The organism is Bacillus sp. SSR7 (genome assembly GCF_055902415.1).
Window position 1 is genome coordinate 226,871 of sequence record NZ_JBVVXV010000006.1, and the last position, 25,965, is coordinate 252,835.

The window sequence follows — 25,965 nt, forward strand, 5'->3', positions numbered from 1 at the left end:
ACATATTTTTTGTTGATCTCTTATTTTAACTTCATTAGGAATTTCGGAAGATCACCTCTTAAATTGATAAACATATGTTGTGACAGAATCAACTGAAAACGGAAACGGCAAGCGGGTGCACTCCACTTGCCGTTTTTTCATAGCTTAGTATGTATTTGAATTTCTTTTGCTTTCTCTTTTTCACCCTTCACGCGTACAATTAAATCATATGATCCGGATTTTGAAGCTTCAAAAGAAAGCAAACCTTCTTTTTGAGAAGTGATTTCTTCTTCATAAATAACCTTATCATCTTTTGTAACTTGTAATAAAATCGTACCTTCTTCAACAGCTGCTTCATAAGGGATTTCCACATTTCCTTTTTCAGCTTTAAGTGTTTGTACATCGTAATACCCTTGCAGAGAACCAATTTTTAAAGTCGTTTCGCCATTTTTTTGAACCTTTGTAACTTGTGTCGCTGTATTGCACGCGCTTAACAATACAACAAGAGTGAGAATCATAAATAAACGTAATGATTTCATAGAAATTCCCCTTTTTTATGTATATGTGAATTAAGATTTATTCTTTAACTATTTCAAAAACACCAACACCTAAAAAGAATCACTGCTTTTCTTCAATTTCTTTTTTAAATAATTTTTGAAACTCTAATCATTAAAAACCCTACTTTTTCTTACTTTAATTGTTTCTAAAATGTAGAAAAGAACCCCTAAACCAAATATCTTTTCAGCATTAGAAATATTATTACCTAATTTAATAATAGGTACATTTAATCCGAATCTTTCGCTCCATTCCAAAGGCATATATCCTCTTTTACAGTTTATTAATATCCGGTTATCCATTGTACGAAAAGAAGTTTCGAAAAAATCAAATTCAACTTCTACTTCAGAAAGTCTTATCTCTTTTTCATTCATTAAAGAACCACGTACCATTCCAAATCCTTGTATCATATTTTCTTTAAACATACCTACACAATTATAATTTGAGTCATAAATAGCCCAATCATAGTTTTCAACTTCACTATGAAAATATGCAAGAGTTTCCCCATCCTTTGCTTCCAATCCAATAACTTGCTTGTTTTTTAAAAAAGGTAATTTTGAAGAAATTATATCAGTTGAAACCATAGTTGTTCCTACTATATAGGCCCCATCGGGAGTATATAAACCGTAATGTTTATTATTTTGAGGTAATTCTAGTAAAACATAAGTATCAATATCCCAAAACTTCAAATCATTTTTAGCTATATTCTCTTCTAATAAGTTCCCTTTTCTTAATTGCCAAAATCCAATCCCCCCAAAAACAAACGAAGCTATAACCATAAATATTATTTCTCCCCAATTAACATCACCCCAACTATTATACAGACAATATAATCCAAAGAGAAAAATCCCTGTCCCAATTAAACACTTAAACCGTCCCCTTTTTTTATAATACTCAAATAATTCCACACAAACACCTCTATCAATTCATCTTAATACCCCAAATTACCTTTTAAGTATACCAAGGACAAAATATATAACCTAATATTTTTTTATATAATTAAAAACAAACATAGTTACAGAAAGAAAATGCTTGTATGCTGATCTGTACTACATTCCCTTATTCCTTGTATGCTATATTTCTATTCTTCTCTTTACTTAAACAAACTGCTCAATATTATTTGTTGCAACTTCTTATGAATGTGTAACTACAATTTTGCACTTCTCTTCTTTATATGCTAGGAACACCACCAAAGGATTTCCCGGTCCTCTGTAAAAAAAACCTTACTTTTAAAAAGTAAGGTTTTTTGTATTTATTCATTAGCAATATAAGCATTCTTATAAGTATAAATACCACCAAATTGATGCTTTTCAATTCCTTTTACATAATCCTTTTGTACGTAAGCTGAGCCAATTTGGTAAAGCGGTGCGACCGCAGCATCTTCTAATAATACCTGCTCAGCTTCTAGCAATGCTCCCCATCGTTTCTCTGGTTCTAGTACAAAATCAGTTTTCGCTTTCTTTATTAACTCATCATAATGAAGGTTAGAATAATTCATTTTGTTATTCAGATTACCCGTCGTAAATAGTTCTAAATAACTAATTGGATCTTTATAGTCAGGTCCCCAATTTGCCATAGATATATCGTAAGCTCCTGTTTGTTCTAACTGTAATTTTTGCTTAAATGGCTGTTGTTTAATTTGTATCGTTAATCCTTGCAAATTCTTTTCTAAATCACCTTTTATATATTCTGCCATACGTTTTGCATTATCTTGTTCAAACGTTAAAAACTCGAGGTTTACTTGCTCTACTCCAAGTTCTTTTTTCGCTTCTGCCCAAATCTTTTTCGCATTTTGCAAGTCGTATGAAGAAAGATCTCCGTTTTCTTTTCTAAAATCTTTACCAGTCTCTTCATTTACATGACCAACTGGTACCAATCCACTGGCAGGTTTTGCCCCGTTATTAATAAAATGAGCAACAAAGTCCTCTTTATTTAACGCAAATGAAATAGATTGACGTACCTTTTTACTTGCTAACGCATTATTTTGTTCGTTAAAACGTAGCATAGCAATTCCAGGTTCGCTCGACATATGTAATTCCTTACTTCCTTTATACTTGTCTACAAATTGAGAATTAATAGGCACCCGGTCCAAATCACCAGCTTCGTACAAATTAACAACCGTCATTGTATCCTTTACAATTTGAAAGTTTATTTCGTCTAATTTCACTTTCTTTTCATCCCAATAAGTAGCATTTTTCTTTAATTGAAACTCTTGTTCATGCTTCCATTTCTCTAATACAAATGGACCGTTATATATAAGATTATTAGGTTCCAATGCATAATTTTTTCCTTGTTCTTTCAAAAATGATTCATGCTGTGGTAAATATATAGGTAGTGCTAACAACTGTAAAAAATAAGGAATTGGCTGCTCTAGTTCCACTTCTAACTTATAATCATTTATAACTTTAACCCCAAGTGCATCAAGAGGCATTGTTCCCTTATTAATCTCTTTCGCATTTTTCACGTAAAAGAGCATGGACGCATATTGAGACGCTGTTTCAGGGATAATTGCACGTTTCCACGCAAACATAAAATCATGCGCTGTCACATTGTCCCCATTTGACCATTTTGCATCTTTACGCAAATCGAATGTATATTTTTTACCATCTTCACTTCTTTTAAACGATTTTGCTACTGCTGGAATCGGCTGATCTTGATCATCTAATGCATACAATCCTTCAAATATGTTTTGCATAATGTGTGCTGACGTACCATCCATCGTTTTCGCTGTATCAAGAGAAGGAATTTCTTCTGATACTGTTACATTTAATACTTGTTTTTTTGCCTCTTTATCACTTTTATTTTCCTTATTATTACAAGCTGTTAATAATAAAGATGTAACAAGTGCCATTACCATTAAATGGCTCTTTTTTCGCTTCATGAGTTGTTCTCCTTAAATATAAAATATTATAAAGCGTAATATATTATAGCAGAAATACTACCAGAAAGATGCGACATTCTTTTGAATATTTATTCGTTCAAGAAAAAAGCTACTCTTTAAAAAAGGATAGCTAAAGATTGAATATTTAATCTGCGCTGTTCGCTCAAGTATTTATAAAAAATCTCTTATTGCATACCTCTCTTTTTATTTTAACTTTTCTTCTGTTTCATGTAAATTTCCCCATAACTAACTTAATAGACGTATAGGGTACAGTTTGGTTGGGATATCTTCCTATCTCCATTCAGCAATGCCACTTTGTTTTTTGGAATTCAGATCAAGTAGAAAGTGATATTTTACAAATCTTATACACTTAAGGATTTTGTAAGGATCAAGTAAGAAAAACGTGAACTTTGTTTCGTATAGTCAAAATATAAAGTGAAGGAAGAAAGGTTAGGAATTACCAGAGCGATTACGACAAAATTAGAACTGTTGGTTTTAGATGAACATATCAATGATTTAGACATTGTTACAACAGCACCTTAATTTATCATACCTATTTTTCACCATCACATATTGGAGGTTAAAACATGAATAAAAAAAAGAAAATACAAAAATCAATACTTTCCTTTACCCTGCTCTTTTCTTTAGGCATTTCATCTTTTCCGCTTACAACAGCTATTCACGCAAATACACGTGAGGAACCATCTGTAGAAAAAAAACGAGTCTCTTTAACGGAGCGTACATCATTATTTTTTGAATATCTCCAGCAAGATAAGTATGCAGAGGCACTTCAGTTGACGTCTGCTGCTTTTCAATCCAAGTTTACAGCAAACACATTACAAAACTGGTGGACACAGAGTGGCTGGATCGGTATAAAAAGCATGGGGCCCCCCGTGATAAAAGAACGAAACTTAGTCCATCAGACGGTGGAAATGCCAGCAGTTATCGAAGGAACTACCATACCGCTACTCCTTAAATTTACACCTGGCAGGAAAGTAGATGAAATTGGAGAAAGGCCTCCCAAGGAATCATATACCATCCCGCATCCTAGCTATGATCAACCTGACTCTTATCAAGAACGTGAAATCGTCATCGGAAATTCCACCTATCCGTTACCAGCGACATTAACGGTTCCGAAACATAAGCCTGGTGAAAAGCTACCCGTAGTTGTTCTTGTTCATGGTGCTGGCATCCATGATCGCGATAGCACATATATGGGAACAAAAATTTTACGCGACCTTGCGGTAGGCCTTTCGTCCAACGGAATTGCAGTGTTGCGCTATGAAAAACGCACCTTAGAACACGCATTAAAGATGAGTGCAGAACCTGTTACGTTAGACCGTGATACTACAGATGATGCCATATATGCAGCAAAATCAGCAGCGCAGCAGGAAGGCATTGATCCAAACAATATTTTCATTCTTGGACATAGTCTAGGAGCTGGCACAATGCCGCGTATACTAAGCAAAGCACCTTCCTCACTTGTTAGAGGCGGTATCTTACTCGCACCACCTGCACGGGCATTAACTGACATTGCCATTGATCAGAATCAATACCTCGGGGCGCCAAAGGAAGTAATGGATGAACTAAAAAGACAAGTCGCTTTTATCCAGGATCCTACTTTCAATCCTGACCACCCTCCAGCTGGCTACAATTTTGGGTCACCCCATTTTATGTATGATGTTTCTAGGTGGCGTCCAGTTGAAGAAGCAAAATCACGAAAAGAGCCTTTACTGATTCTGCAAGGAACACGCGATTATCAAGTAACAGTAAAAAATGAATATACAAAATGGCAGGAAGGGCTTTCAAACCGCAAGAATGTTCAGTTCAATGAATACCCAAAATTGAATCATTTCTTCACGGAGGGTGATGGGGCATTAAGCCTTCCTAGTGAATATGAAATCCCTGCTAATGTTCCTGAGTACGTTATCCAGGACATTATTAAATGGGTCAACGAGACAAAAAAATAAGAAACATTTAAATCCTTCATATAATCATTATTACGTGAAGGATTTTTGAAACTAGTGATTTTATCTAAATCATTCTCTTCTGTTTTATTAATAAAAAAAGTTCAGACAAAAAACAGGCTGTGGAGAAGTCTTTCTCCACAGCCTAAAAATACCTATCTTTGTAAACCTCGTTTATAACGACTTGCTTCAAATATAATACGCTCTTCATCTAACGTTTTACATTCGCCATTCCAAACGACACGTTTTCCATTAATAATTACATCGCTTATATCTTTTCCACTAGCAGCATATACAAGGTGTGATAACACTTCATCCGCTGGTTGTAAATGAGGCTTATTAGACGGATCAATTGTAATGAAATCAGCGCACTTTCCAACCTCAAGTGATCCTGTTTGTTTCATGCCGATTACTTCAGCCGCTCCTTTAGTTGCAAGTGTAAGAGCTGTTTCAACCGGTAACGCTGTTGCATCTTGATGAATACCTTTTTGTAATAATGTTGCGATGCGCATTTCTTCAAACATATCTAAATTGTTGTTTGATGCCACACTATCTGTTGCAATACCTACTTTCACTCCTGTTTCTAGCATCGCTTTTACATTCGCTATACCAGAACCTAGTTTTAAATTACTATTCGGGTTATGTGCTACTCGAACATCATGTTCTGCTAAAAATGCACGCTCATTTTCATTTAATACTACACCGTGTGCAATAACTGTTGGGCGTTTAAATAACCCACAACTTGCTGCATATTCTACTGGACGTTTTCCGTACTGTGCTTCAATATCACGTACTTCACGCTCTGTTTCCGAAAGGTGAATATGAACCATCGTTTGATTTTCTACTGCAATACGTGCGCATTCTTCTAACAGTTCTGTACTGCATGTATATGGACTATGCGGTGCAACCATCGTAGTTAACATACCACTTTCATTATAGTAACGCTTCACATATTTTTCAGCTTCTTCAACGGCTTTCTTTTCATCATCTTTCGTTCCGAAGCTAAATAAAGTTCTTGAAACAGCAGCTCGCATTCCACTCTTTGATACCGTTTCCATAATTGCATCTTGATCTACTCCAATTGGATTAAACATATCAGAGAATGATGTTGTACCACTTTTCACCATTTCAAGTAATCCTAATTCCGTACTAGCGACCGCAAGCTCTGGAGTAAACTGACTTTCAAGTGGCCAAATTCTCGTCTCAAGCCATGGTTGTAATAACATATCATCACCAATACCTCTTAAGAGACTCATTACAACGTGTGTATGTGTATTGACAAGCCCTGGTAAAACCCACTTTCCTTTCATGTCAATTACTTCATCTACTTCAAAATCATTAGCGAATTCTCCGCTCTTCACATCTATAATTTGATCATTTTCTACAATGATATATCCATTTTCTATCACTTCATTTTGTTCATTCATCGTTACGATTGTAGCGTTTACATAAGTTGTTTTCAAAAGTATTTCCCCTTTCAACTCTATGAAGTTCCCTTTAATAAGTTACCACCATTATAGTAACTTATTAAAGATTAAGAGTCAAAAGATAATTTCAATTCTTTCGTTATCTTTTTCTTCAACATGCTATATTGTTTTTCATTTGTATCTGCAAATGCTTCTTCTCGATTTGATTCTATATCCATATAATTCAGTTTTTCATTAAATTGAGCCTCTGTAAAATCAAACCTTTGTCCATCTATAAAGTTATAAAAGTGCCACGCCTCTCTTACTTTTGTCTTTTTAATCTCTCCTCCGTATATGTCTTGAACGACTAGAGCTGTAACACCACACTGTCCCTTTGCTGGATTTTCAATTGTCCACTTTGAGCTTGTTTCAATCGACCACGATCTTATTAGTGCTTCATATATTTGCTTTCTCTTTACATGATCCATTCTCAGCTTCTCCTACTATTAATAGTTTTACACATCATATTTCAAAAGAGGCAGTAAACGATCCTTAAAGACCGTTGATGGTGTCTCTCCGATTAACTGTGCGCCCATTTTCAAGTAATATCCTTTTGCATTCGGATCACTATCAATCGTAAAACTTTTTAAGCCTAGTTCATTTGCTTTTTCTATTACATACTTCCAAAGTATTTTCCCGTAGCCTTTCCCTTTGTAACGAGGATGAATGTACAGGAAATCGAGAGCTTTATCATTACTTAAAAATGAGAAAAATCCAATCTTCGTATTATCGTTTTCAAAAACATATACAAAATTATTATTTATATACTCTTCTGTAATAGTTAAATCTTCCTTACAGGCAATTATGAATTCTTCACTATAATTCCACGTCGCTTTTGATTGTAGTGCGAGTTCACTTAATTCATTTGCTTCACTTAATAACGCTTCTCTTATCTTCATGATTCTTTCTCCTCACTTTCGATATGTAAACTATTAAAATGATTCGAAAAGTAATTAAAAAAACCTCTTATTTTCATAAATTAGAGATTACTTTTATAAAGTGAAACTTTAATCAGTACGGCTTGTAACAATATATTTAAAGAAAAAAACGCCATCTTTGAAAGTTGGCGTTTTCTTCTTGTAAAATTTTTTTCAAACTCAATCTTTCGTTTTGCTATTTCTAACGATATACACCTATACAGTTTCTACTACCGCTTCAAGCATTGTTCCATTTTTAGCATAATTCGTATGCCAAGAAAAAGCTTTCTCTAAAATATGAGGAGTTTGTCCACCTCTTGTTTTTGCTTCCTCGTAATAAGCTCGTAACTGGTCACGATACATTGGATGTGCGCAATTCTCAATAATGAGTTCCACTCTTTCTCTTGGCGCTAATCCTCTTAAATCAGCATACCCTTGTTCAGTAACAATAACATCTACATCGTGTTCCGTATGATCTACATGTGAAACAAAAGGAACGATACTTGAAATATTGCCACCTTTCGCAATTGATTTCGTAACAAAGATAGCTAGGCGGGCATTTCTTGCAAAGTCACCAGAACCACCAATACCATTCATCATTTTTGTACCTAAAACGTGAGTAGAGTTTACATTTCCGTATATATCTAATTCTAAAGCAGTATTAATCGAAATTAACCCAAGGCGACGAATGATTTCAGGATGATTAGAGATTTCTTGCGGGCGCATCATTAATTTGTCACGATATTGTTCAAAGTTAGAAAATACTTTTTGCATTTTCTCTTCTGAGAGCGTGATCGAGCAGCAGGATGCAAAATTGACTTTTCCAGCATCCATAAGATCAAAGACCGCATCCTGTAAAACTTCAGAATACACTTCTAAATCTTCAAACTCGGAATCTAGCATTCCATGAAGAACTGCATTGGCCACTGAGCCAATTCCCGATTGTAACGGCGCTAAACGATTTGTTAATCGGCCTACTTCGACTTCTTTTCGAAGGAACTCTATTAAATGCTGTGCCATAATAACAGTTTCTTCATCCGGAGGAACAATTGTCGATGGTGAGTCTAATTGGTTCGTAAACACAATCCCTTTCACCTTTTCAACATCGATTGGAATGCCAATCGTTCCAATTCGATCATCCGTTTTCACAATCGGAATTGGAAGTCTTTCTCCTTGCTTACCTGGTTCATATAAATCATGCAGTCCTTCTAACTGCGTGGATTGAGCCATATTCATTTCAATAATAATGGACTTAGCATTTAAAGAAAACGCTAAAGAATTTCCTATTGAAGTTGTCGGAATAATCATGCCATCTTCAGTAATCGCAACCGCTTCCAAAATAGCAAAATCTACATCCATAACGTCAGCGCGAAGTAACTCTGCTGTATGAGATAAGTGCTGGTCCACAAATAAAAAATCTCCGTTATTAATTCCTTTTCGCATAGTCGCATCAGCTTGGAAAGGCAATCTTTTCCCTAAAATTCCTGCTTCCGCAAATAATTTATCTACATCAGAACCTAAAGAGGCACCAGTATAAACATTTACTTTAAAAGATGTATCATTCTTAACTCGGTTTACAAGCGCAAATGGGACTGCTTTTACATCACCTGCACGTGTAAACCCACTTAAGCCTAAAGTCATTCCACTTTCAATCCATGAAGCTGCTTCTTCAGGTGTAACTACGCGATCTTTCAGACGTTCATCCCTAATTCTATCCAAATTATTCTCCATATGTAATTCCTCTCCCTATGAATATTCATAATTATTTTACACTTTAACAGTATCTAAATAGGGATTTCAGTATACAATGGCAAAAATTCAGACAAAACAGCGAATCTAACCTCTAAAGCAGAATAATTTAGAATCCTAGAAGCTTACGAAAATAACTAGCGTATGACTGACTTACTGGTACCCTTTCACCATTATCCATAGAAAGTAAAAAAGTTGAATGCGTATCAGGATAAATCGCTTTAATATGATTCACATTTACAATAAAGGAACGGTGGCATCTAATAAATGCATCTTTCGGAAGTAAGTATTCGAATTCTTGTAACGAGTATTTATGTGTCCCTGTTAACTCTTCTGCATTCACATACGTCTTTTTATCTTTCGCCTCTAAATACATGACCTTTGAAAAAGGAACCGGAATCCATCCGTCCGTTGTTTTTAAAGTAACGACTGACTTTCCGTCCGTTAAAGCTGGATAAATAGCTGTCACGCAACCTTCAAGCTTCCCATTGTTTGAAAATGGGACAGCCATACCATGATAAGGAATACCAAAAACATCCCGATTCATAAACTCAGAGGTTTTTTGGTTCGTCACCATTGCTTTATGAGCAATCGTTCCTTCCTTTATAGGATCACCGACACTAATCTTTAAATCAATTCGTTTACTTGGCCGATAGTATATATATTCTTTCGTATTCGATACAGCAATTGAAATTTCATCTGAAAATAATTCCCCAACAACATCTAATAGTAAACCTAATGTTTTATCTTCCATTCTATTAACACCTCATTCACTATTATACTACTATTATGAATGAGCATCAGTTGCTTTATAAAATGAAACCTCAATCAGTGTTTTTTCCATCCCGACTAATTATCAATTAAGCCAATCAATTTTTTATGCACAGTTGATGTGGGATAGATTCTTCACTATAATTCCAAATTGCTTTTAAATGTAGTGGAACTTTACTTCGTTCACCTGCTTCAATTACTATCGATTTTCTTACTTTCATAGACTTTAAATCTACTTGCTTCTTATATATCTTGCATTATAAAATAGATAAGTATTCTAAAAAACATTTCATTTAAGGGGGAATTGCCTATGCCGTTGGATTACATTTCAGGTAACGAATAATCCAACATTTAAAGGAGTGCCTGAAATTTGCTAAATTCATACATTAATTCATTTTTATATACGAATATAGAGAAATTCAACGGAACAATTTTAATAGCCCATAAAGAAGAGACTCTTTATAAGCAATCATTTGGAAAAGCTAATTATAATTGGGATATACCTAATACCTCTACAACAAAGTTTCGTATCGGATCAATAACTAAAATTTTCACAGCAGTTTCAATCTTAATACTTGTAGAAGAGAAAAAATTACAACTACATGATACCTTAGATACATTCATTCCTAATTTTCCAAAAGGAAATCAAATTATGATCAAGCATTTACTAAATCATACTGCTGGAGTTGGTAATATTACTGCTCAACATGATTTTTTATCGCAATCTTGTCAACCTCGAACACCAGATGAACTAATACAATGGGTTATTGCATGTCCCTTTGAATCTAGACCTGGTGAAAAATTCAATTATTCGAATTCAGGTTATATTATATTAGGAAAAATTATTGAAGTTATAAGTGGAATATCTTATGAGGAATTTCTTAAAAAGAAAATTTTCTATCCAATCTCCATAATGAACACAAGTATTGATTTGAATCACACTATTCAAAAGCATAAAGCAACTGGCTATGAGTTACATCCAAATTATGGCCTACAGAACGCATCATTTATTCATATGTCTAATTCATATTCAGCTGGTGGATTAGTTTCTACGGCCGAAGATTTATATAGATTTGATAAGGCGCTAAAAGAAAATCGCTTCTTATCAAGTAGGATGACGTCTCGTATGCTTACTGCAGTAATCTTACGGATATGGTTACGGTTGGAATATTGCTATAACTAAAAAAAATAATAAACTTATATTTCATCACGGAGGAATTAACGGCTTTACGTCCTCCTATTTACGATTAATTGACAAAGAGGCTACAATCATCATTTTAAGCAATGTATCAACACTATTAACATCGACTCTTGCTAATGAAATCGCTTCTTATATAGAAAATAATTTTTAAATCTATTATGATTTGAAAAACCGTTCAGCGTTTTGAACGGTTTTTCAAACAATTTAGTTCACCTTAGCCCCATAACACCTTGCTACTGCAACTGCCTGCGCTATATCTAATTTTACATTTTTTAAATCGAAACTTGTAAAATCAATTCTATCAACCATCGCTCCTTTTAAATTTGCACCGCTAAGTTTCGCCTTACCTAACTGTGCACCGGTTAAATCAGCCTCACGTAAATCTGCTTTTTCTAAATTACATTCATATAAGTCCGCTTCAATTAAACGTATACCTTTTAACATTTGTTTACTTAAGTTCGCGAACCTTAAATTCGTGTATGACCAATCACCCGATATGATAGTTATTCCATCTAAATTCGCTTCTTCAAAATCAGAGCCAGTCATTTTACATTCTTCAAACTTCGATACAAATAAATTCGCACCAACAAGCTTACAATTTGCAAATGTAGTTCCTTGATGGATAGAAGCGTTAAAAAGAGCACCGGTAAAATCACATTCTATGAAATTACAATTTTCAGTAGAAATTTCCGATGCATCTATCCCTCTAAAACGACATTTTATGAAAGTACAATTCTTCAATTTCTCTTCTTTAATCAAAACATCTTGAAAATCTATTTCTACATATTCTTTATTAACAAATTCACTCATAACTATTCCTCCATCTCCTTAAAGAAACCTCACTTCAAAAAAGCGAGGTTTTTTCTCATACAATATTGCTTTACTTTTTCACTACTTCTAATAACTTCTTAACAAAATGAATGGAATGATGCGAAGCAGAAGCACAATTATCTTCAAATACTTCTATGCCCGACGCTTCTTCTGTATCTGTTATTGATCTCACTGCTAAAAATGGAATCGTATTTGCATAACAGACGTGAGCTATACTTGCGGTTTCCATATCTACACAAAGTGGATTGTATTTAGAAATTATTTCTACACGACCACTTTCACTAATAAACGCTTCCCCAGTAACAACTTTTCCAAAATAAATATTTTGGATAAATTGATTGTTCTCGATTACTTCACGGCTCAATTCAAGAAGTGTACTATCCGTTTTAAAATATACACTTTCCATCCACGGATGATATTCAGTTAATATCCCTTCATCAACATCGTGATATGCTATTTCTGTTGAAATTACTGTATCTCCGATTTTTAATACTTTGTCAATCGCTCCTGCAACACCTGTTACAATAATATAAGTTACATCAAACTTATCGATTAATATTTGAGTTGCAATAGCTGCGTTAACTTTACATACACCACAATACAATGCAACAACTTCCACATTTTCATATTTCCCACTATAAAACGTTAACATCGCAAGGTTCGTTATTTCTTTATTGGTCATCTCTTCAATAAATGGCATAATTTCATCTTCCGATGGACCGATAATTCCAAATTTCATATATTCATCTCCTTGAAACTATTTTTATATTGTTTTACGCAAAATTCTTTGTCCTCATCTATAACAAATATATACATACAAGCCCAAACTATAAACGGTTTGGGCTTAACTTTCTTATCTATTATGCGCATCTAACCACGAAATCAAATCTTTAAATACTTCATCTCTATTCACTTCATGGAACATTTCATGTCTTCCATTTTCATATAGACGCAGCGTTACATCTTTCACGCCACATTTTTTATAATTTTCATATACTTCTTTTACACCTTTTCCCATATCTCCAACAGGATCACGATCTCCTGAAAAAATATGTATTGGAAGGTTTTGCGGTGTTTTCTTAAACTCTTCTAGTTTATTTACTTCTAATACACCAGAAAATAATTCTCGATAAAAACTAGTCGTACAAATGAATCCACATAATGGATCCGCAATATATTTATCTACTTGACTGTTATCTGAAGATAGCCAATCAAATTTTGTACGATTTGGTTTAAAGTGCGAATTGAAATTTCCGAAAGATAAAAAGTTTAGCATCGGACTTTTCGTTTTCGCTCCGCGTAGTTTCATCTCGATTGTCGCTACTTTATGACCGATACTTCCTAAAAACCCTGGATTTCCACCAGTTCCTGAAATAAGGAATCCATCATACAATTCACCTTTCAATTGTACAGCACGCCTTGATAAAAAAGAACCCATACTATGTCCAAGTAAAAATAGCGGGCATGTCTGCTCTTTTCTTATCGTTTCTGATACAAAAATAACATCAGACACAGCCTCATTCCAACCTACATTTGGTTTAAAATGACCATAATCTTCTTCTCTTTTCACTGTTTTCCCATGCCCTTTATGATCATGTGCATAAACACCATACCCTGCTTCTAATAACGAAGCAATAAAGTCTGTATAAACACCTGCATGTTCTGTCATACCATGTGCAATTTGAATAATCCCTTTCGGTTCACCTTCTGGTAACCACTTGCGTAAATAAATTTCTGATCCATCCAATGCCGTAACGAAACTTTCCTGTACGTTCATTTCGTCAGCCCCCAACTCTATTATGTATCTCAAAAAATGAATATCCATTCATTATTCTTATTATGTATTATATGCAATTGCCTTCATTATGACAAATGACTCACTTCTCCAATTAGCTCTTAAACTAATATATTGACGAACTGAAAATAAAATTATATAGTTACTTACATAAAGTAATTATTATATTTTTAGGAGGTTTCTATTATGATGCCATCATTATTTTTAGCACACGGATCACCGATGCTCGCTATTCAAGATACAGAATATACAAGTTTTTTAAAAACCCTTGGAGAAACATACAAACCGAAAGCAATTGTTATTTTCACTGCTCACTGGGAAAGCGAAGTATTAACGATTTCTTCATCAGATAAAGAATATGAAACAATTTATGATTTTGGAGGTTTTCCCCCTGAATTATACGAAATTAAATATCGTGCAAAAGGTTCTTCTAACATTGCATCCATGTTAGAAACAAAATTTAAAAATAAAGGTATTCCAGTTCATCATAATATGACGAGAGGGTTAGATCATGGCTCATGGACTCTTCTGCATCGCATGTATCCAGAAGCAAATATTCCTGTTGTCCAAATATCAGTCAATCCATTCCTACCTGCAAAAGAGCAATTTAAGATTGGAGAAGCACTAAAAGGACTTGGTCAAGAAGATATTTTAGTAATCGGGAGCGGTGTTACCGTTCATAACTTACGAGCTTTGAAATGGAATCAAACGACACCCGAACAATGGGCAATTGAATTTGATGATTGGATTATTAAACATATGCAGACTACTGATAAAGATGCATTATTTAATTGGGAGAACAATGCCCCTCATGCACAATTAGCAGTACCAAGAGCAGAGCATTTCGTTCCTTTATTTATCGCTATGGGAAGTGGTGAAAATATTGGTGAAGTCATTCACCGCAGTTACGAGCTTGGTACGTTAAGTTATCTTTGTCTCCAATTTTAAATAAAAAGGATGAAGCAATCATTGCTTCATCCTTTTCTTTTTTATTCACCTAGTTAACTAACTTCCAAATGTCGTTTCTCTGATACCTCTTCGTTCTTATTATGAAAATAAACCCAAATGCACGCAATAAACAATAGTGATGATGTAGAGAAGAAAACATATTGAAAACCAGCATGCGCTGCAATTTGTCCACCAAGTATTGGTCCAATCATATTTCCTAAAAACTGAAACGATTGATTATATCCAAATATTCGTCCCGTTACATGGGTTGGTGTATGTTGTTTTAGTAGAGTTTGTACGGAAGGTAATAATCCTGCTTGTGCGATACCTAATAAAAATCGAAGAATTAATAGTTGCCAAGCTGAGGTTACAAATGCTTGCGGAATAAAAATAATTCCTGCAGCAAACAACGCTACAACTAACGTTTTTTGAGGACCGATATGATCTGATAATCGTCCGAGTCTTGGTGCTGCCAAAATAACAGCTAATCCTGTCGCTGACATAACGGCGCCCGCAATTGTTTCAATATGCGCAGTTTGAGGACCAACTAAATTTTTCACGTATAATGTAACAATTGGCTGAACAGACATATTAGCAAGTTGAATAATAAATGTTGTTACAAACAAACTAATAATTAAATGCTTAGCTGGAACCATCGTCCATACTTTTTTCGTTTGTACTTTTTTTGCTTGAGCAGAGTGATTTTCTTCATGTAAGAAGAAAAAAACGATGAGAAAGGAAAGGAATAAAAAAGCTCCTGTAACAAGAAAAACATGGCGCATTCCAATTAACTCAGACAAATATCCTCCAAGTAATGGACCAAGTAAAGAACCGCTCACGCCACCAGTTGAAATTGTAGAAATTGCCCAACCTGAATGTTCTTTCGGAGTTTCTGCTGCAATAAATGTCATTGCGGTTGAAAGGAAACCGGATACTGCTCCCATTAAAAATCTTAGTGCGACTAATTGATATACATCCGTTACAAACCCCATAAGCGTCATAATGATCGCCATACCAAGGCTAGCACGAATTAGCATCAATTTCCGTCCATGTATATCACCAAGCTTTCCCCATATTGGTGATACGATCGCACCCATTAAAAATGTTACACCAAATGCAAGTCCCGACCACTGTGCAATACTAGAAGTGCCAGTCACACCTAATTCCTCAATATAAAAAGATAAAAAAGGAATTACTAAACTCATACCGGCTGCAGTGGTAAAACAACCTAGCCAACAAATCATTAAATTTCGTTTCCAGCTGGCCATTTTCACACCTTCTTTCTTTAGATACCCATTCTACACCCTTTCTTGTAAAAAGTTTAGTAATTTGCTTTACTTGTAAGATTTACTACAAAACCCGCTATTTTCTAGTGAAAATCACTACAATCCCACATTTTTTTCATAATAAAACCAACTCCCACTAAATGAAGTTGGTTAATAATCCATTAAACTATAACCATAAATAAGTGAAACAATGATTCCAACTACTAATATACCTGGAAGTAAATTTGCGACTTTAATTTTAATAAATCCGAGTAAGTTCAATCCAATAGCGGCTATCATAATACCACCTGTAGCTGTCATTTCTACTATAAATTGATTCATTAATTCTTTCGGGACAACACTATTAATTTGTGTTGCAAAAACTGCAATACCACCCTCATATAAAATAACGGGAATCGCTGAAAATACTACGCCAATTCCTAAAGTTGTCGTTAATATAATAGAAATGAATCCATCGATAATCGCCTTTGTAAATAAAATATCATGATTTCCGCGAATCCCACTGTCGAGTGCACCAAGTATCCCCATCGCACCAATTGCAAAAATTAAAGTAGCTGTTACAAAACCTTCTGATATGCTTCCTTTTCCCTTCGATCCAACTTTATTTTCTAGCCAATCCCCTAACAGTTTTAATTTTTCTTCTAATTGTAACCATTCTCCGATTACCGTACCAATTACTAAACTTAAAATAACAACAAGAAAATTTTCACTTTTCAATGCCATTTGAAGTCCAAGCACAGTAACCGCTAAACCGATTGCATGCATTATGGTTCCCTTCATACTTTCTGGAATTCTACTAAATAATTTACCTAGTAAAGTACCAAATATAATACAAATCCCATTTACAACTGCTCCTAATATAACCATTTCTCATTCTTCACCCTTCGAATTCTTTATTTCTATATTTTGGTTTATTCATTGATTTACAGGTTATCTATATGTTAACTTAATATTGAGAATATTAACAAATGTTTTCCACAACATAAATCGCAATTTTTTGTAGTTATACATAATGTAAAACTTCAATTAACGTGAGTTTTATTACCCACAAATTGCGGTATAAATCCAAAAGGGAAGGTATTTATGAAAACTTTACTAAAACGATTTCTGTTAATAGCTTTTTGCATTACACCAATTGTTTTATTAGTTAACTACTCTTTTATTTCAAAAGCGAAAGACAAACCCGATTTGCAAAACAAATCTAGTAAAACCGCTTCAACAAGTGAAAAGAAAATAGAAGACCCGGAAATCACACTCACCTTCTCTGGTGATACAATGTTCGATTGGCAATTACGTCCTGTAATCGAAAAAAACGGGGCTGATTATCCATTCCAACATGTAAAAGAAGAAATAACAAAAGCTGATATTTCTTTCGTTAATTTAGAGTCAGCATTTACAACGAGAGAAAAGAAAGCACCTGGACAGCTATTTTGGATTAAAAGTGATCCATCCACGCTTCAAGCGATAAAAAACACTGGATATGACATCGTAAATATCGGAAATAACCATACACTTGATTATGGGCAAGACGGATTATTAGACACGATTTCTCACGTAGAAAAATTAAAGTTTCCTTACATTGGAGCCGGAAAAAATGCAAAAGATGCATATACAGCAAGAGAAATGACTGTAAAAGGGAAAAAGTTCAAATTTCTTTCCTTCGTTCGATTTATGCCTGATACAAATTGGGTAGCTGGTGACAATAAACCTGGTGTTGCGAACGGGTATGATTTAAATCTTGTAACAAAAACAATTAAAGAGCAAAAGAAAGATGCAGACTATTTAATCGTCTATATGCATTGGGGCGTTGAAAAATCAAATCGTCCGGTAGAATACCAAAAACAATATGTACCTAAAATGGTAGAAGCCGGAGCTGACGCGATTGTCGGGAGTCACCCGCATTGGTTACAAGGATTTGAGTATTATAATAAAGTTCCTATCGCTTATTCATTAGGTAACTTTTTATTCCCAAGTTATGTGAGCGGGAAAAGCGCCGAAACTGGCGTATTAACTTTAACTTTTAAAGGAAAGGATGTCCAAATGTCATTCAATCCTTACATCATTCGAAACAACCAAGTTTCCCCTGTGAATGAGGAGGAAAAGAGAAAAGCTCTACGATATTTACAAACCATTTCAACTGATGTAGAAATTGATGATACAGGGAACATAAAAAACAAACGAAACTAAACAACGCAAAATCTATTTCTCTGTAACATACTTTACAGAATAGGTGATAAACATGCTGAAAGACTTATTAGAAAATGTAAGTTTGTTAGAAAATATTTATAAAATATCTATAGCCGTCCTACTTTTATGTTCACTTTTCTCTGTTAGACTTCTAAAAAAACTAAAACGGGTACGAACACTTACTACCTTTGAATTTACTATGTATGTAATCATTCGTATTGCGATATTTTTTTGGTTAGCTAGCTTTATTCTTCTTGAATTTAATGAATATCTATTTTAACTATAAAAAAGATAGAACAAGCATTATATTTCCTTGCTTGTTCTATCTTTTTTATTTGGATACCAACTTTTTCCTTCTATTAAATAAGCAAATCAAACAAAACAGGATTTTTATTAAGCTCCATAAATTGAATATTATTTTCTTTAAAACGGGTAATTAACTGCGCGTAATCTTCTTTATGTTTTAACTCTACTCCGACTAACGCTGGACCATTTTCCTTATTATGTTTCTTAATATACTCAAAGCGCGTAATATCATCTTCTGGTCCTAATCCTTTATCAAGAAATTCTCTTAGCGCACCTGAACGCTGCGGGAATTCAATGATGAAATAATGTTTTAATCCTTCGTAAATGAGAGAACGTTCTTTCATCTCTTGCATTCTATCAATATCGTTATTTCCACCGCTTAGCGTACATACAACTGTTTTACCTTTTATTTCATCTCTATATAAATCAAGCGCCGCAATAGAGAGTGCACCAGCTGGTTCAGCTACAATCGCATTTTTCTTATACAGTTCTAAAATCGTCGTACAAACCTTTCCTTCTGGTACTAAAACGATGTCATCAATTACATCTTTACACGTTTCAAATGTTAACTTTCCTACCTTTTTAACTGCTGCTCCATCAACAAAACTATCTATTTTCTCTAACGCGACATTTTCATTTTGAAGAAAAGCCTCTTTCATAGATGCGGCTCCCATTGGCTCTACCCCAATAACCTTTGTAGTAGGACTAACACCTTTCACATATGTACCAACACCTGATGCTAATCCACCACCACCAATTGCTGTAAAGATATAATCAACTGGTTTCTCCATATCATGCATAATTTCAACTGCCACAGTCCCTTGACCAGCAACTACATACGGATCATCAAATGGATGAACAAACGTCATTCTATTTTCTTCACAATAACGCTGTGCTTCTTGAAAAGAGCTATCGAATGTATCACCAACTAATACAATCTCTGCGAAATCACCACCGAAAAATTGAACTTGTGATACTTTTTGCTTCGGTGTTGTTGTTGGCATGAAAATTTTTGACGGAATCTTCAATAAATTACACGTATAAGCTACCCCTTGTGCGTGATTACCAGCGCTTGCACAAACAACACCGTTTTGTAATTGTTCTTTCGGTAAGCTTTGAATTAAATTATACGCACCACGAATTTTGAAAGAGCGAATCAATTGTAAATCTTCTCTTTTTACATAAACGTCACAATCATATTTCTCAGATAAAACTGTATCACGTTGTAACGGTGTTTTAATAACGATATCTTTCATGCAATTATGGGCCATTAAGATATCTTCAATTTTCACTCTCTCCTTTACCTTTTGCACCATTTCATATCATCCTTATCTCTTTTAAATTGGCTCAATCAAAATTCGGGACTTTTAGGACTGCACCTGTATTCGCCGACGTTACCATCTGTGCGTAGCGCCCAAGCCAGCCCGTTTTCACTTTCGGTTCTGGTCGTTTCCATTCTTTTTTACGCTGATCTAATTCTTCTTCACTCACTCTTACTTCTAACAATCTTTCCTCAACATCGATACAAACGATATCCCCTTGTTCAAGAAGTGCAATCGTTCCGCCCGCAGCTGCTTCTGGTGAAATATGCCCTACTGAAATACCACGTGAAGCACCAGAGAAACGACCATCCGTTAATAGCGCAACATCTGCACCTAATCCCATGCCAGCAATTGCTGACGTTGGTGCTAACATTTCCGGCATACCAGGGCCACCTCTTGGTCCTTCATAGCGAATAACAACTACATCCCCTTTCTTAACCTTACCAAGCATAATGCCCGCAAGCGCCTCATCTTGTGAATTAAAAATAACGCAAGGTCCTTCAAATCGTTTTACTTCGGTCGCTCCGCTTTTAATAACTGCCCCATCTTTCGCAAGATTTCCTTTTAATATACGTAATCCACCTTCTTCACTATGAGGGTTTTCAAGAGAATGAATAACTTCCTTATCTTTAATCTCTGCATGAGCAATATTTTCTCTTAATGTTTGTCCCGTAGCAGTAATACGATCTAAATGAAGTACCCCTTCTTTTCGGCTCATCTCTTTCAAAATTGCACTAATCCCGCCCGCGCGATCAATATCCTCCATATGCCAATTGGAAGCAGGGCTTACTTTACATAAATGTGGTACACGTCTTGAAACGGCATCAATACGGCTCATATCATAATCTAGTCCTGCCTCATGTGCGAGTGCTAGTGTATGTAACACTGTATTTGTTGAGCCACCCATCGCCATATCAAGCGCGAAAGCATCATCAATTGCTTCTTCCGTTACAATGTCTCGTGGTTTAATATCTCTTTCAATTAAAATCTTTAATTTCTCTGCTGCTTGTTTAATTAATTCTTCACGTCTTGGATCAATAGCTAAAATACTCCCGTTACCAGGAAGAGCTAACCCTAATACTTCGCATAAACAGTTCATAGAGTTCGCTGTAAACATACCGGAACAAGAACCACAAGATGGACAGCCATGATCTTCAATATCCTTTAACTCTTCTTCTGAAATTTTTCCAGATTGATATGCTCCTACTCCTTCGAACACAGAACTTAAATCGACAACTTCTCCTTTAGATGTTTTCCCGGCCGCCATCGGACCACCTGAAACAAAAACAGTTGGAATGTTAATACGAAGTGCCGCCATCATCATACCAGGTGTGATTTTGTCACAGTTTGGAATACAAATCATACCATCAAACCAATGGGCATTTACAACCGTTTCTACTGAATCTGCAATAATTTCACGACTCGGAAGCGAATAACGCATACCGATATGCCCCATCGCAATACCGTCATCTACTCCAATTGTATTAAATTCAAATGGAACCATACCTGCTGCACGCACTGCTTCTTTAACAAGTTTCCCAAACTCATTTAAGTGCTTATGACCTGGAATAATTTCAATAAAAGAATTACAGATTGCTATAAACGGTTTATCAAAATCTTCATCTTTCAAACCAGTTGCTTTTAATAAACTACGATGCGGCGCTTTATCAAAACCTTTTTTAATCATGTCACTTCTCATCTTGTCAAATCCCCTCTTACGTATTTTTCACTTGCAATCTATTACCCTATTTCTTTACTAATTCTTTCGGTGCATCAATCCAGCTCATCATTTCACGAAGCTCAGCCCCTACTTTTTCTAACTGATGATTTTGCTCTGCTTTTTTCATCGCATTATATGTTGGACGCCCCGCTTGATTTTCTAAAATCCATTTCTTCGCGAATTCACCTTGCTGAATTTCTGTAAGTACTCGTTTCATCTCTTTCTTCGTTTCATCTGTAACAATTCTCGATCCTGTTACATAATCTCCAAACTCTGCCGTATCGGAAATAGAATGGCGCATGTTCGTTAAACCACCTTCGTACATTAAATCAACAATTAACTTTAATTCATGTAAACATTCGAAGTATGCAATTTCAGGTCGATATCCGCCTTCCGTTAATGTTTCAAAACCAGCTTTTACAAGTGCAGTTACACCTCCGCAAAGTACCGCTTGCTCACCAAACAAATCGGTTTCTGTTTCTTCTTGGAATGTCGTTTCAATTACACCTGCACGTGTACACCCTACACCTTTTGCATACGCAAGTGCTACATGTAATGCGGTGCCTGTTGCATCTTGATGTACTGCGACTAATGCCGGAACACCATTTCCTTCTTGGAACACACGGCGAACGAGATGACCTGGACTTTTTGGTGCGACCATCGCTACATCTACGTAACTTGGCGGATTAATTTGTCCGAAGTGAATATTAAATCCATGTGAGAAAAGTAACATTTGCCCTTCACGGAGATTCTCTTCTACTTCTGCTTTATACACATGTGCTTGCTGTTCATCTGGCAGTAACATTTGTACAACTTGCGCGGTTCTAACTGCTTCTGAAACAGACATTACTTCAAACCCGTCTGCTTTTGCTACTTCAAAAGACTTACCTGGTCGAACACCAACTACAACTTCCACACCAGAATCACGTAAATTTTGCGCCTGCGCATGACCTTGAGATCCATAACCAATTACCGCAACTGTTTTCCCTTGTAATAACTCTACATTTGCATCTTTCTCATAATACGTTTTCATTTTCCATACACTCCTTATAATTTATTTACTTGCAGTACATCAATTAATTTTTTCAACTGACTAACGAGTAATGTCGCTTCATTTTCAGTACAAACTGCTGTGAGTTTCATTTCAGAAACACCATTATTATCTCTTTCGTTTAAATGTAAAGAAGAAATATAATAACCACGCCGAGCAAAAATCCCACTTATACGTAATAAGACGCTTGGCTCGTTATGAATAACGAGTGAAAAAGTATGACTCATTCTTCCCACCTCTTCATAATCATTTCGTTATTCCCTTTGTTTGGCGGAACCATCGGAAATACGTTTTCACCTTCTTCTACACAAAAATCAACTACGACAGGACCTTCATGAGCAAATGCTTCTAACATCACTTGTTTCGCCTCTGTTGAATTTGTTGCCCTTAACCCCTTCACTCCGTATGCTTCTGCCACTTTCACAAAATCTGGTGATCCAATTCTCGATTCTGACAAACGATTTTCATAAAACATTTCTTGCCATTGCCTTACCATCCCTAAAAATTTGTTATTTATAATAAACACTTTGACAGGGATGTTATTTTCAGCAATTGTTTGTAGTTCTTGAATGTTCATTTGAAAAGAAGCATCACCTGCAATACAAATAACAAGTTCTTCTTCTTTTGCAAGCTGAGCACCAATTGCCGCCGGGAAACCAAATCCCATCGTTCCAAGTCCACCAGATGTTAGAAAAGTCCTTGGGTTTTTCGCTTTATAAAAATGCGCAGCCCACATTTGGTGCTGTCCTACTTCTGTCGTAACAATCGCTTCACCATTTGTTACTTCACTTACTAGGCTAATAACATGTTGCGGTTTTAAATCACTTTCTTTTTGATTATAGGAAAGAGGGTATTCCGCTTTCCATTCCTCGGTTTTCGTAAGCCATTCATCTGTCTGTGTATAAATCGGCATATGTAACAACATGTGTAACGCTTTTTTCACATCCCCAACAACTGGATATTCCACAGTTACATTTTTATGAAACTCCGAAGAATCTATATCAATATGTACCTTTTTGGAATGGGGAGAAAAGAGTTCTAATTTTCCTGTTACACGGTCATCAAAACGAACACCTAAAGCAAGCAGTAAATCACATGCTGTGACTGCCATGTTTGCCGCGTACGTTCCATGCATACCGAGCATTCCTAAAAATAACGGATCTCCCGGCGGATATGCACCCAGTCCCATTAAAGTGGAAACGACTGGAATACGATTCTCACTCGCAAATTTGATTAGTTCCTCAGATCCACCCGAATGAATGACACCTCCTCCAATATAAAGAAGTGGGCGTTTAGCTTTTGAAATTTCTTTAGCTACTTCTCTAAGCTTTATACTGTCTGGCATAGGCTCTATTTTGTACCCTGGAATCTCAATTACTTCATTGTAAAAACTTGTTACCTTTTCGTTTTGAACATCTTTTGGAATATCAATTAATACTGGTCCCGGCCGCCCGCTTTCGGCTATGTAAAAAGCTTCTTGTACAATGCGTGATAAATGATTCACATCACGAACTTGGTAATTATGCTTCGTAACAGGTACTGTGATTCCAACAACATCCGCTTCTTGAAATCCATCTTTACCAATTAAGGACCTTGCAACTTGCCCTGTAATGACAACTAAAGGAATCGAATCCATATAAGCATCCGCTAAGCCTGTAACTAAATTTGTCGCTCCCGGGCCAGAGGTAGCAAAGACTACCCCGACCTTTCCAGAAGCTCTCGCATATCCTTCTGCCGCATGAATGGCAGCCTGTTCATGGCGAGTTAAAACGTGCTTCAAACCACTTCTATATAACGCATCGTATACTGGCAAAATCGCCCCGCCCGGATAACCAAAAACAGTCGTTACGCCTAATTTTTTCAAACATTGAATCACGTGTCCGGCACCTGTCACTTCTTCACACTGTAATTTCTCACATGCTGTATACTGCTGCTCCATTTCAATTAACTCCTCTCCCTTTCTATGCTAAGCTCTCTGCAAGTCCTGGAACACGTACGCCTCTTTCTCTCGTTAACTTTTTAAATTCCTCTGTCAATTGTTTCGTTACACTTCCTGGTTTCCCATCCCCAATTTCTCTTGAATCAACTTTTACAACTGGAATTAATTCTGCTGCCGTTCCTGTTAAAAACACTTCATCCGCTACATATACGTCATGGCGAGTGAATGGTCTTTCCTCACATGGGATACTCAATCGCTCACATAACTCGATAACACTATTTCTCGTAATACCTTCTAACGCCCCTAAATACGAAGGCGGTGTTAACACTTTTCCATCTTTCACAACGAAAACATTATCTCCAGATCCTTCACAAACATATCCTTGTTGATTTAACATAAGGGCCTCTAGCACTCCTGCTTGTGCCGCTTCAATTTTTACAAGTACATTATTTAAGTAGTTCATCGACTTAATGCGTGGGTCTAATGCATCTGGTGTATTACGTCTTGATGCAACAGATACAACACTTAGTCCATTATCGTAAAATTCTTGCGGGAATAACTTTAATTGTTCTGCAATGATAATAACGCTCGGTTTCACACAACTTCTAGGATCAAGTCCTAAGTCCCCTTTTCCTCTTGAAACAATTAAGCGAATGTAGGCATCTGCATACTCATTTTTTTGAAGTGTCTGTAAAACCGCTTCTTCCATTTCTTCAACTGTCAGTGGGATTGTAAGTAAAATAGATTTTGCTGATTCATACAATCGTTTTACATGCTCTTTTAAACAAAATACATTTCCACCGTAACTACGAATCCCTTCAAATACACCATCTCCGTATAAAAAACCGTGATCATATACTGAAACAACTGCCTTTTCTTTTTCTACAAATTCCCCATTCATATAAATGTACTGGTTTCCCATCTCACATCGCTCCTCTTTTTTTCTCTCTATTTTTGCAATCCATTTCCATATCGATTGCTGAGACGAGTTATTTTAACAGAATATTCAGTATATAAACTCTAAAAATATACTCGTCTCAACAATCGATTACATACATACTTGTAGTGATCCATTGCTGAGACGAGGGAATCGT

The 25,965-nt window shown here is 35.6% G+C and carries 23 protein-coding genes, 1 pseudogene and 1 other annotated feature (1 of these 25 running past the window's edge); of the genes and pseudogenes, 5 read left to right on the forward strand and 19 right to left on the reverse strand.

Translation table 11 applies throughout. The features are described from left to right. Positions 1-137 precede the first annotated feature (137 nt). The 3 genes from AC0NJG_RS14160 to AC0NJG_RS14170 all read right to left on the reverse strand — a co-directional run bounded on the left by AC0NJG_RS14160 (position 138) and on the right by AC0NJG_RS14170 (position 3,415). The gene (locus tag AC0NJG_RS14160; protein ID WP_000838922.1) at positions 138-518 is read right to left on the reverse strand and encodes a BA_1872 family lipoprotein; all 381 of its coding nucleotides are present in this window, start codon (positions 516-518) and stop codon (positions 138-140) included. Between the two features lie 123 nt (positions 519-641). Then, positions 642-1,442 (reverse strand): hypothetical protein, encoded by an 801-nt coding sequence (locus AC0NJG_RS14165; RefSeq protein ID WP_002164570.1) that lies wholly within the window; start codon positions 1,440-1,442, stop codon positions 642-644. 344 nt (positions 1,443-1,786) lie between these two features. Next, positions 1,787-3,415: a peptide ABC transporter substrate-binding protein gene (locus AC0NJG_RS14170; RefSeq protein ID WP_088327259.1), complete on the reverse strand. Its 1,629-nt coding sequence runs from the start codon at positions 3,413-3,415 to the stop codon at positions 1,787-1,789. A gap of 587 nt (positions 3,416-4,002) precedes the next feature. Here AC0NJG_RS14170 and AC0NJG_RS14175 point away from each other — a divergent pair. Further along, a complete protein-coding gene (locus AC0NJG_RS14175) occupies positions 4,003-5,385 on the forward strand; it encodes an alpha/beta hydrolase family protein (RefSeq protein ID WP_474063158.1) in 1,383 nt (460 codons plus the stop codon). Between the two features lie 152 nt (positions 5,386-5,537). On the opposite strand, the gene AC0NJG_RS14180 is transcribed toward AC0NJG_RS14175, so the two are convergent. The 5 genes from AC0NJG_RS14180 to AC0NJG_RS14200 form a co-directional block, all read right to left on the reverse strand. Beyond that, entirely contained in the window at positions 5,538-6,863 is a 1,326-nt protein-coding gene (locus tag AC0NJG_RS14180; RefSeq protein ID WP_113741978.1) for a bifunctional S-methyl-5'-thioadenosine deaminase/S-adenosylhomocysteine deaminase, read from the reverse strand. 53 nt (positions 6,864-6,916) lie between these two features. Further along, entirely contained in the window at positions 6,917-7,276 is a 360-nt protein-coding gene (locus AC0NJG_RS14185) for a YunG family protein (RefSeq protein WP_087952954.1), read from the reverse strand. 27 nt (positions 7,277-7,303) lie between these two features. Next, the gene (locus AC0NJG_RS14190; RefSeq protein WP_087994313.1) at positions 7,304-7,747 is read right to left on the reverse strand and encodes a GNAT family N-acetyltransferase; all 444 of its coding nucleotides are present in this window, start codon (positions 7,745-7,747) and stop codon (positions 7,304-7,306) included. 234 nt (positions 7,748-7,981) lie between these two features. Then, positions 7,982-9,496, reverse strand: a complete 1,515-nt coding sequence (locus AC0NJG_RS14195; RefSeq protein WP_088327251.1) for an acetyl-CoA hydrolase/transferase family protein — start codon at positions 9,494-9,496, stop codon at positions 7,982-7,984. 127 nt (positions 9,497-9,623) lie between these two features. Next, on the reverse strand, positions 9,624-10,268 hold the full coding sequence (locus AC0NJG_RS14200; protein WP_474063159.1) for a LytTR family DNA-binding domain-containing protein: 645 nt from the start codon (positions 10,266-10,268) through the stop codon (positions 9,624-9,626). 387 nt (positions 10,269-10,655) lie between these two features. Between AC0NJG_RS14200 and AC0NJG_RS14205 the strand changes: the two are divergent. After that, a pseudogene (locus tag AC0NJG_RS14205) lies at positions 10,656-11,637 on the forward strand (serine hydrolase domain-containing protein). Positions 11,638-11,690: 53 nt separating this feature from the next. Here AC0NJG_RS14205 and AC0NJG_RS14210 read toward each other — a convergent pair. The 3 genes from AC0NJG_RS14210 to AC0NJG_RS14220 all read right to left on the reverse strand — a co-directional run bounded on the left by AC0NJG_RS14210 (position 11,691) and on the right by AC0NJG_RS14220 (position 14,094). Beyond that, positions 11,691-12,296, reverse strand: coding sequence for a pentapeptide repeat-containing protein (locus AC0NJG_RS14210; protein WP_474063160.1), 606 nt, complete (start codon positions 12,294-12,296; stop codon positions 11,691-11,693). 70 nt (positions 12,297-12,366) lie between these two features. Continuing rightward, positions 12,367-13,056, reverse strand: a complete 690-nt coding sequence (locus AC0NJG_RS14215) for a 5'-methylthioadenosine/adenosylhomocysteine nucleosidase (protein WP_474063161.1) — start codon at positions 13,054-13,056, stop codon at positions 12,367-12,369. 114 nt (positions 13,057-13,170) lie between these two features. After that, the gene (locus AC0NJG_RS14220; RefSeq protein ID WP_308900604.1) at positions 13,171-14,094 is read right to left on the reverse strand and encodes an alpha/beta hydrolase; all 924 of its coding nucleotides are present in this window, start codon (positions 14,092-14,094) and stop codon (positions 13,171-13,173) included. Positions 14,095-14,298: 204 nt separating this feature from the next. On the opposite strand from AC0NJG_RS14220, the gene AC0NJG_RS14225 reads away from it, so the two are divergent. Continuing rightward, positions 14,299-15,060: a DODA-type extradiol aromatic ring-opening family dioxygenase gene (locus AC0NJG_RS14225; RefSeq protein WP_087952961.1), complete on the forward strand. Its 762-nt coding sequence runs from the start codon at positions 14,299-14,301 to the stop codon at positions 15,058-15,060. 53 nt (positions 15,061-15,113) lie between these two features. Here AC0NJG_RS14225 and AC0NJG_RS14230 read toward each other — a convergent pair whose 3' ends face one another. After that, positions 15,114-16,328, reverse strand: a complete 1,215-nt coding sequence (locus AC0NJG_RS14230; protein ID WP_000179308.1) for a multidrug efflux MFS transporter — start codon at positions 16,326-16,328, stop codon at positions 15,114-15,116. Between the two features lie 168 nt (positions 16,329-16,496). After that, positions 16,497-17,213: a DUF554 domain-containing protein gene (locus AC0NJG_RS14235; protein WP_087952962.1), complete on the reverse strand. Its 717-nt coding sequence runs from the start codon at positions 17,211-17,213 to the stop codon at positions 16,497-16,499. Positions 17,214-17,429: 216 nt separating this feature from the next. Here AC0NJG_RS14235 and AC0NJG_RS14240 point away from each other — a divergent pair, with 216 nt between their 5' ends. Both AC0NJG_RS14240 and AC0NJG_RS14245 read left to right on the forward strand, forming a co-directional pair. Continuing rightward, the gene (locus tag AC0NJG_RS14240) at positions 17,430-18,533 is read left to right on the forward strand and encodes a CapA family protein (protein ID WP_474063162.1); all 1,104 of its coding nucleotides are present in this window, start codon (positions 17,430-17,432) and stop codon (positions 18,531-18,533) included. A 52-nt stretch (positions 18,534-18,585) separates the two neighbouring features. Continuing rightward, positions 18,586-18,813, forward strand: coding sequence for a hypothetical protein (locus AC0NJG_RS14245; RefSeq protein ID WP_474063163.1), 228 nt, complete (start codon positions 18,586-18,588; stop codon positions 18,811-18,813). A gap of 79 nt (positions 18,814-18,892) precedes the next feature. Here the strand turns inward: AC0NJG_RS14245 and ilvA are convergent, their stop codons facing one another. Genes ilvA through ilvE form a run of 6 tightly spaced genes read right to left on the reverse strand, consistent with a single transcriptional unit; the run spans position 18,893 to position 25,793 of the window. Beyond that, a complete protein-coding gene (gene ilvA, locus AC0NJG_RS14250) occupies positions 18,893-20,155 on the reverse strand; it encodes a threonine ammonia-lyase IlvA (RefSeq protein ID WP_087952965.1) in 1,263 nt (420 codons plus the stop codon). A gap of 31 nt (positions 20,156-20,186) precedes the next feature. Next, a complete protein-coding gene (gene ilvD, locus AC0NJG_RS14255) occupies positions 20,187-21,860 on the reverse strand; it encodes a dihydroxy-acid dehydratase (RefSeq protein WP_087952966.1) in 1,674 nt (557 codons plus the stop codon). A 46-nt stretch (positions 21,861-21,906) separates the two neighbouring features. Beyond that, the gene (ilvC, locus tag AC0NJG_RS14260) at positions 21,907-22,914 is read right to left on the reverse strand and encodes a ketol-acid reductoisomerase (RefSeq protein WP_088327237.1); all 1,008 of its coding nucleotides are present in this window, start codon (positions 22,912-22,914) and stop codon (positions 21,907-21,909) included. A gap of 14 nt (positions 22,915-22,928) precedes the next feature. Then, positions 22,929-23,159: an ACT domain-containing protein gene (locus tag AC0NJG_RS14265; protein ID WP_140168436.1), complete on the reverse strand. Its 231-nt coding sequence runs from the start codon at positions 23,157-23,159 to the stop codon at positions 22,929-22,931. Continuing rightward, a complete protein-coding gene (gene ilvB / locus AC0NJG_RS14270) occupies positions 23,156-24,871 on the reverse strand; it encodes an acetolactate synthase large subunit (protein WP_087952969.1) in 1,716 nt (571 codons plus the stop codon). The genes AC0NJG_RS14265 and ilvB overlap by 4 nt, the downstream gene beginning before the upstream one ends. 22 nt (positions 24,872-24,893) lie before the next feature. Next, positions 24,894-25,793, reverse strand: a complete 900-nt coding sequence (ilvE, locus tag AC0NJG_RS14275) for a branched-chain-amino-acid transaminase (RefSeq protein WP_087952970.1) — start codon at positions 25,791-25,793, stop codon at positions 24,894-24,896. A 152-nt stretch (positions 25,794-25,945) separates the two neighbouring features. Further along, positions 25,946-25,965, reverse strand: a binding site (T-box leader) (it continues 220 nt past the right edge of the window).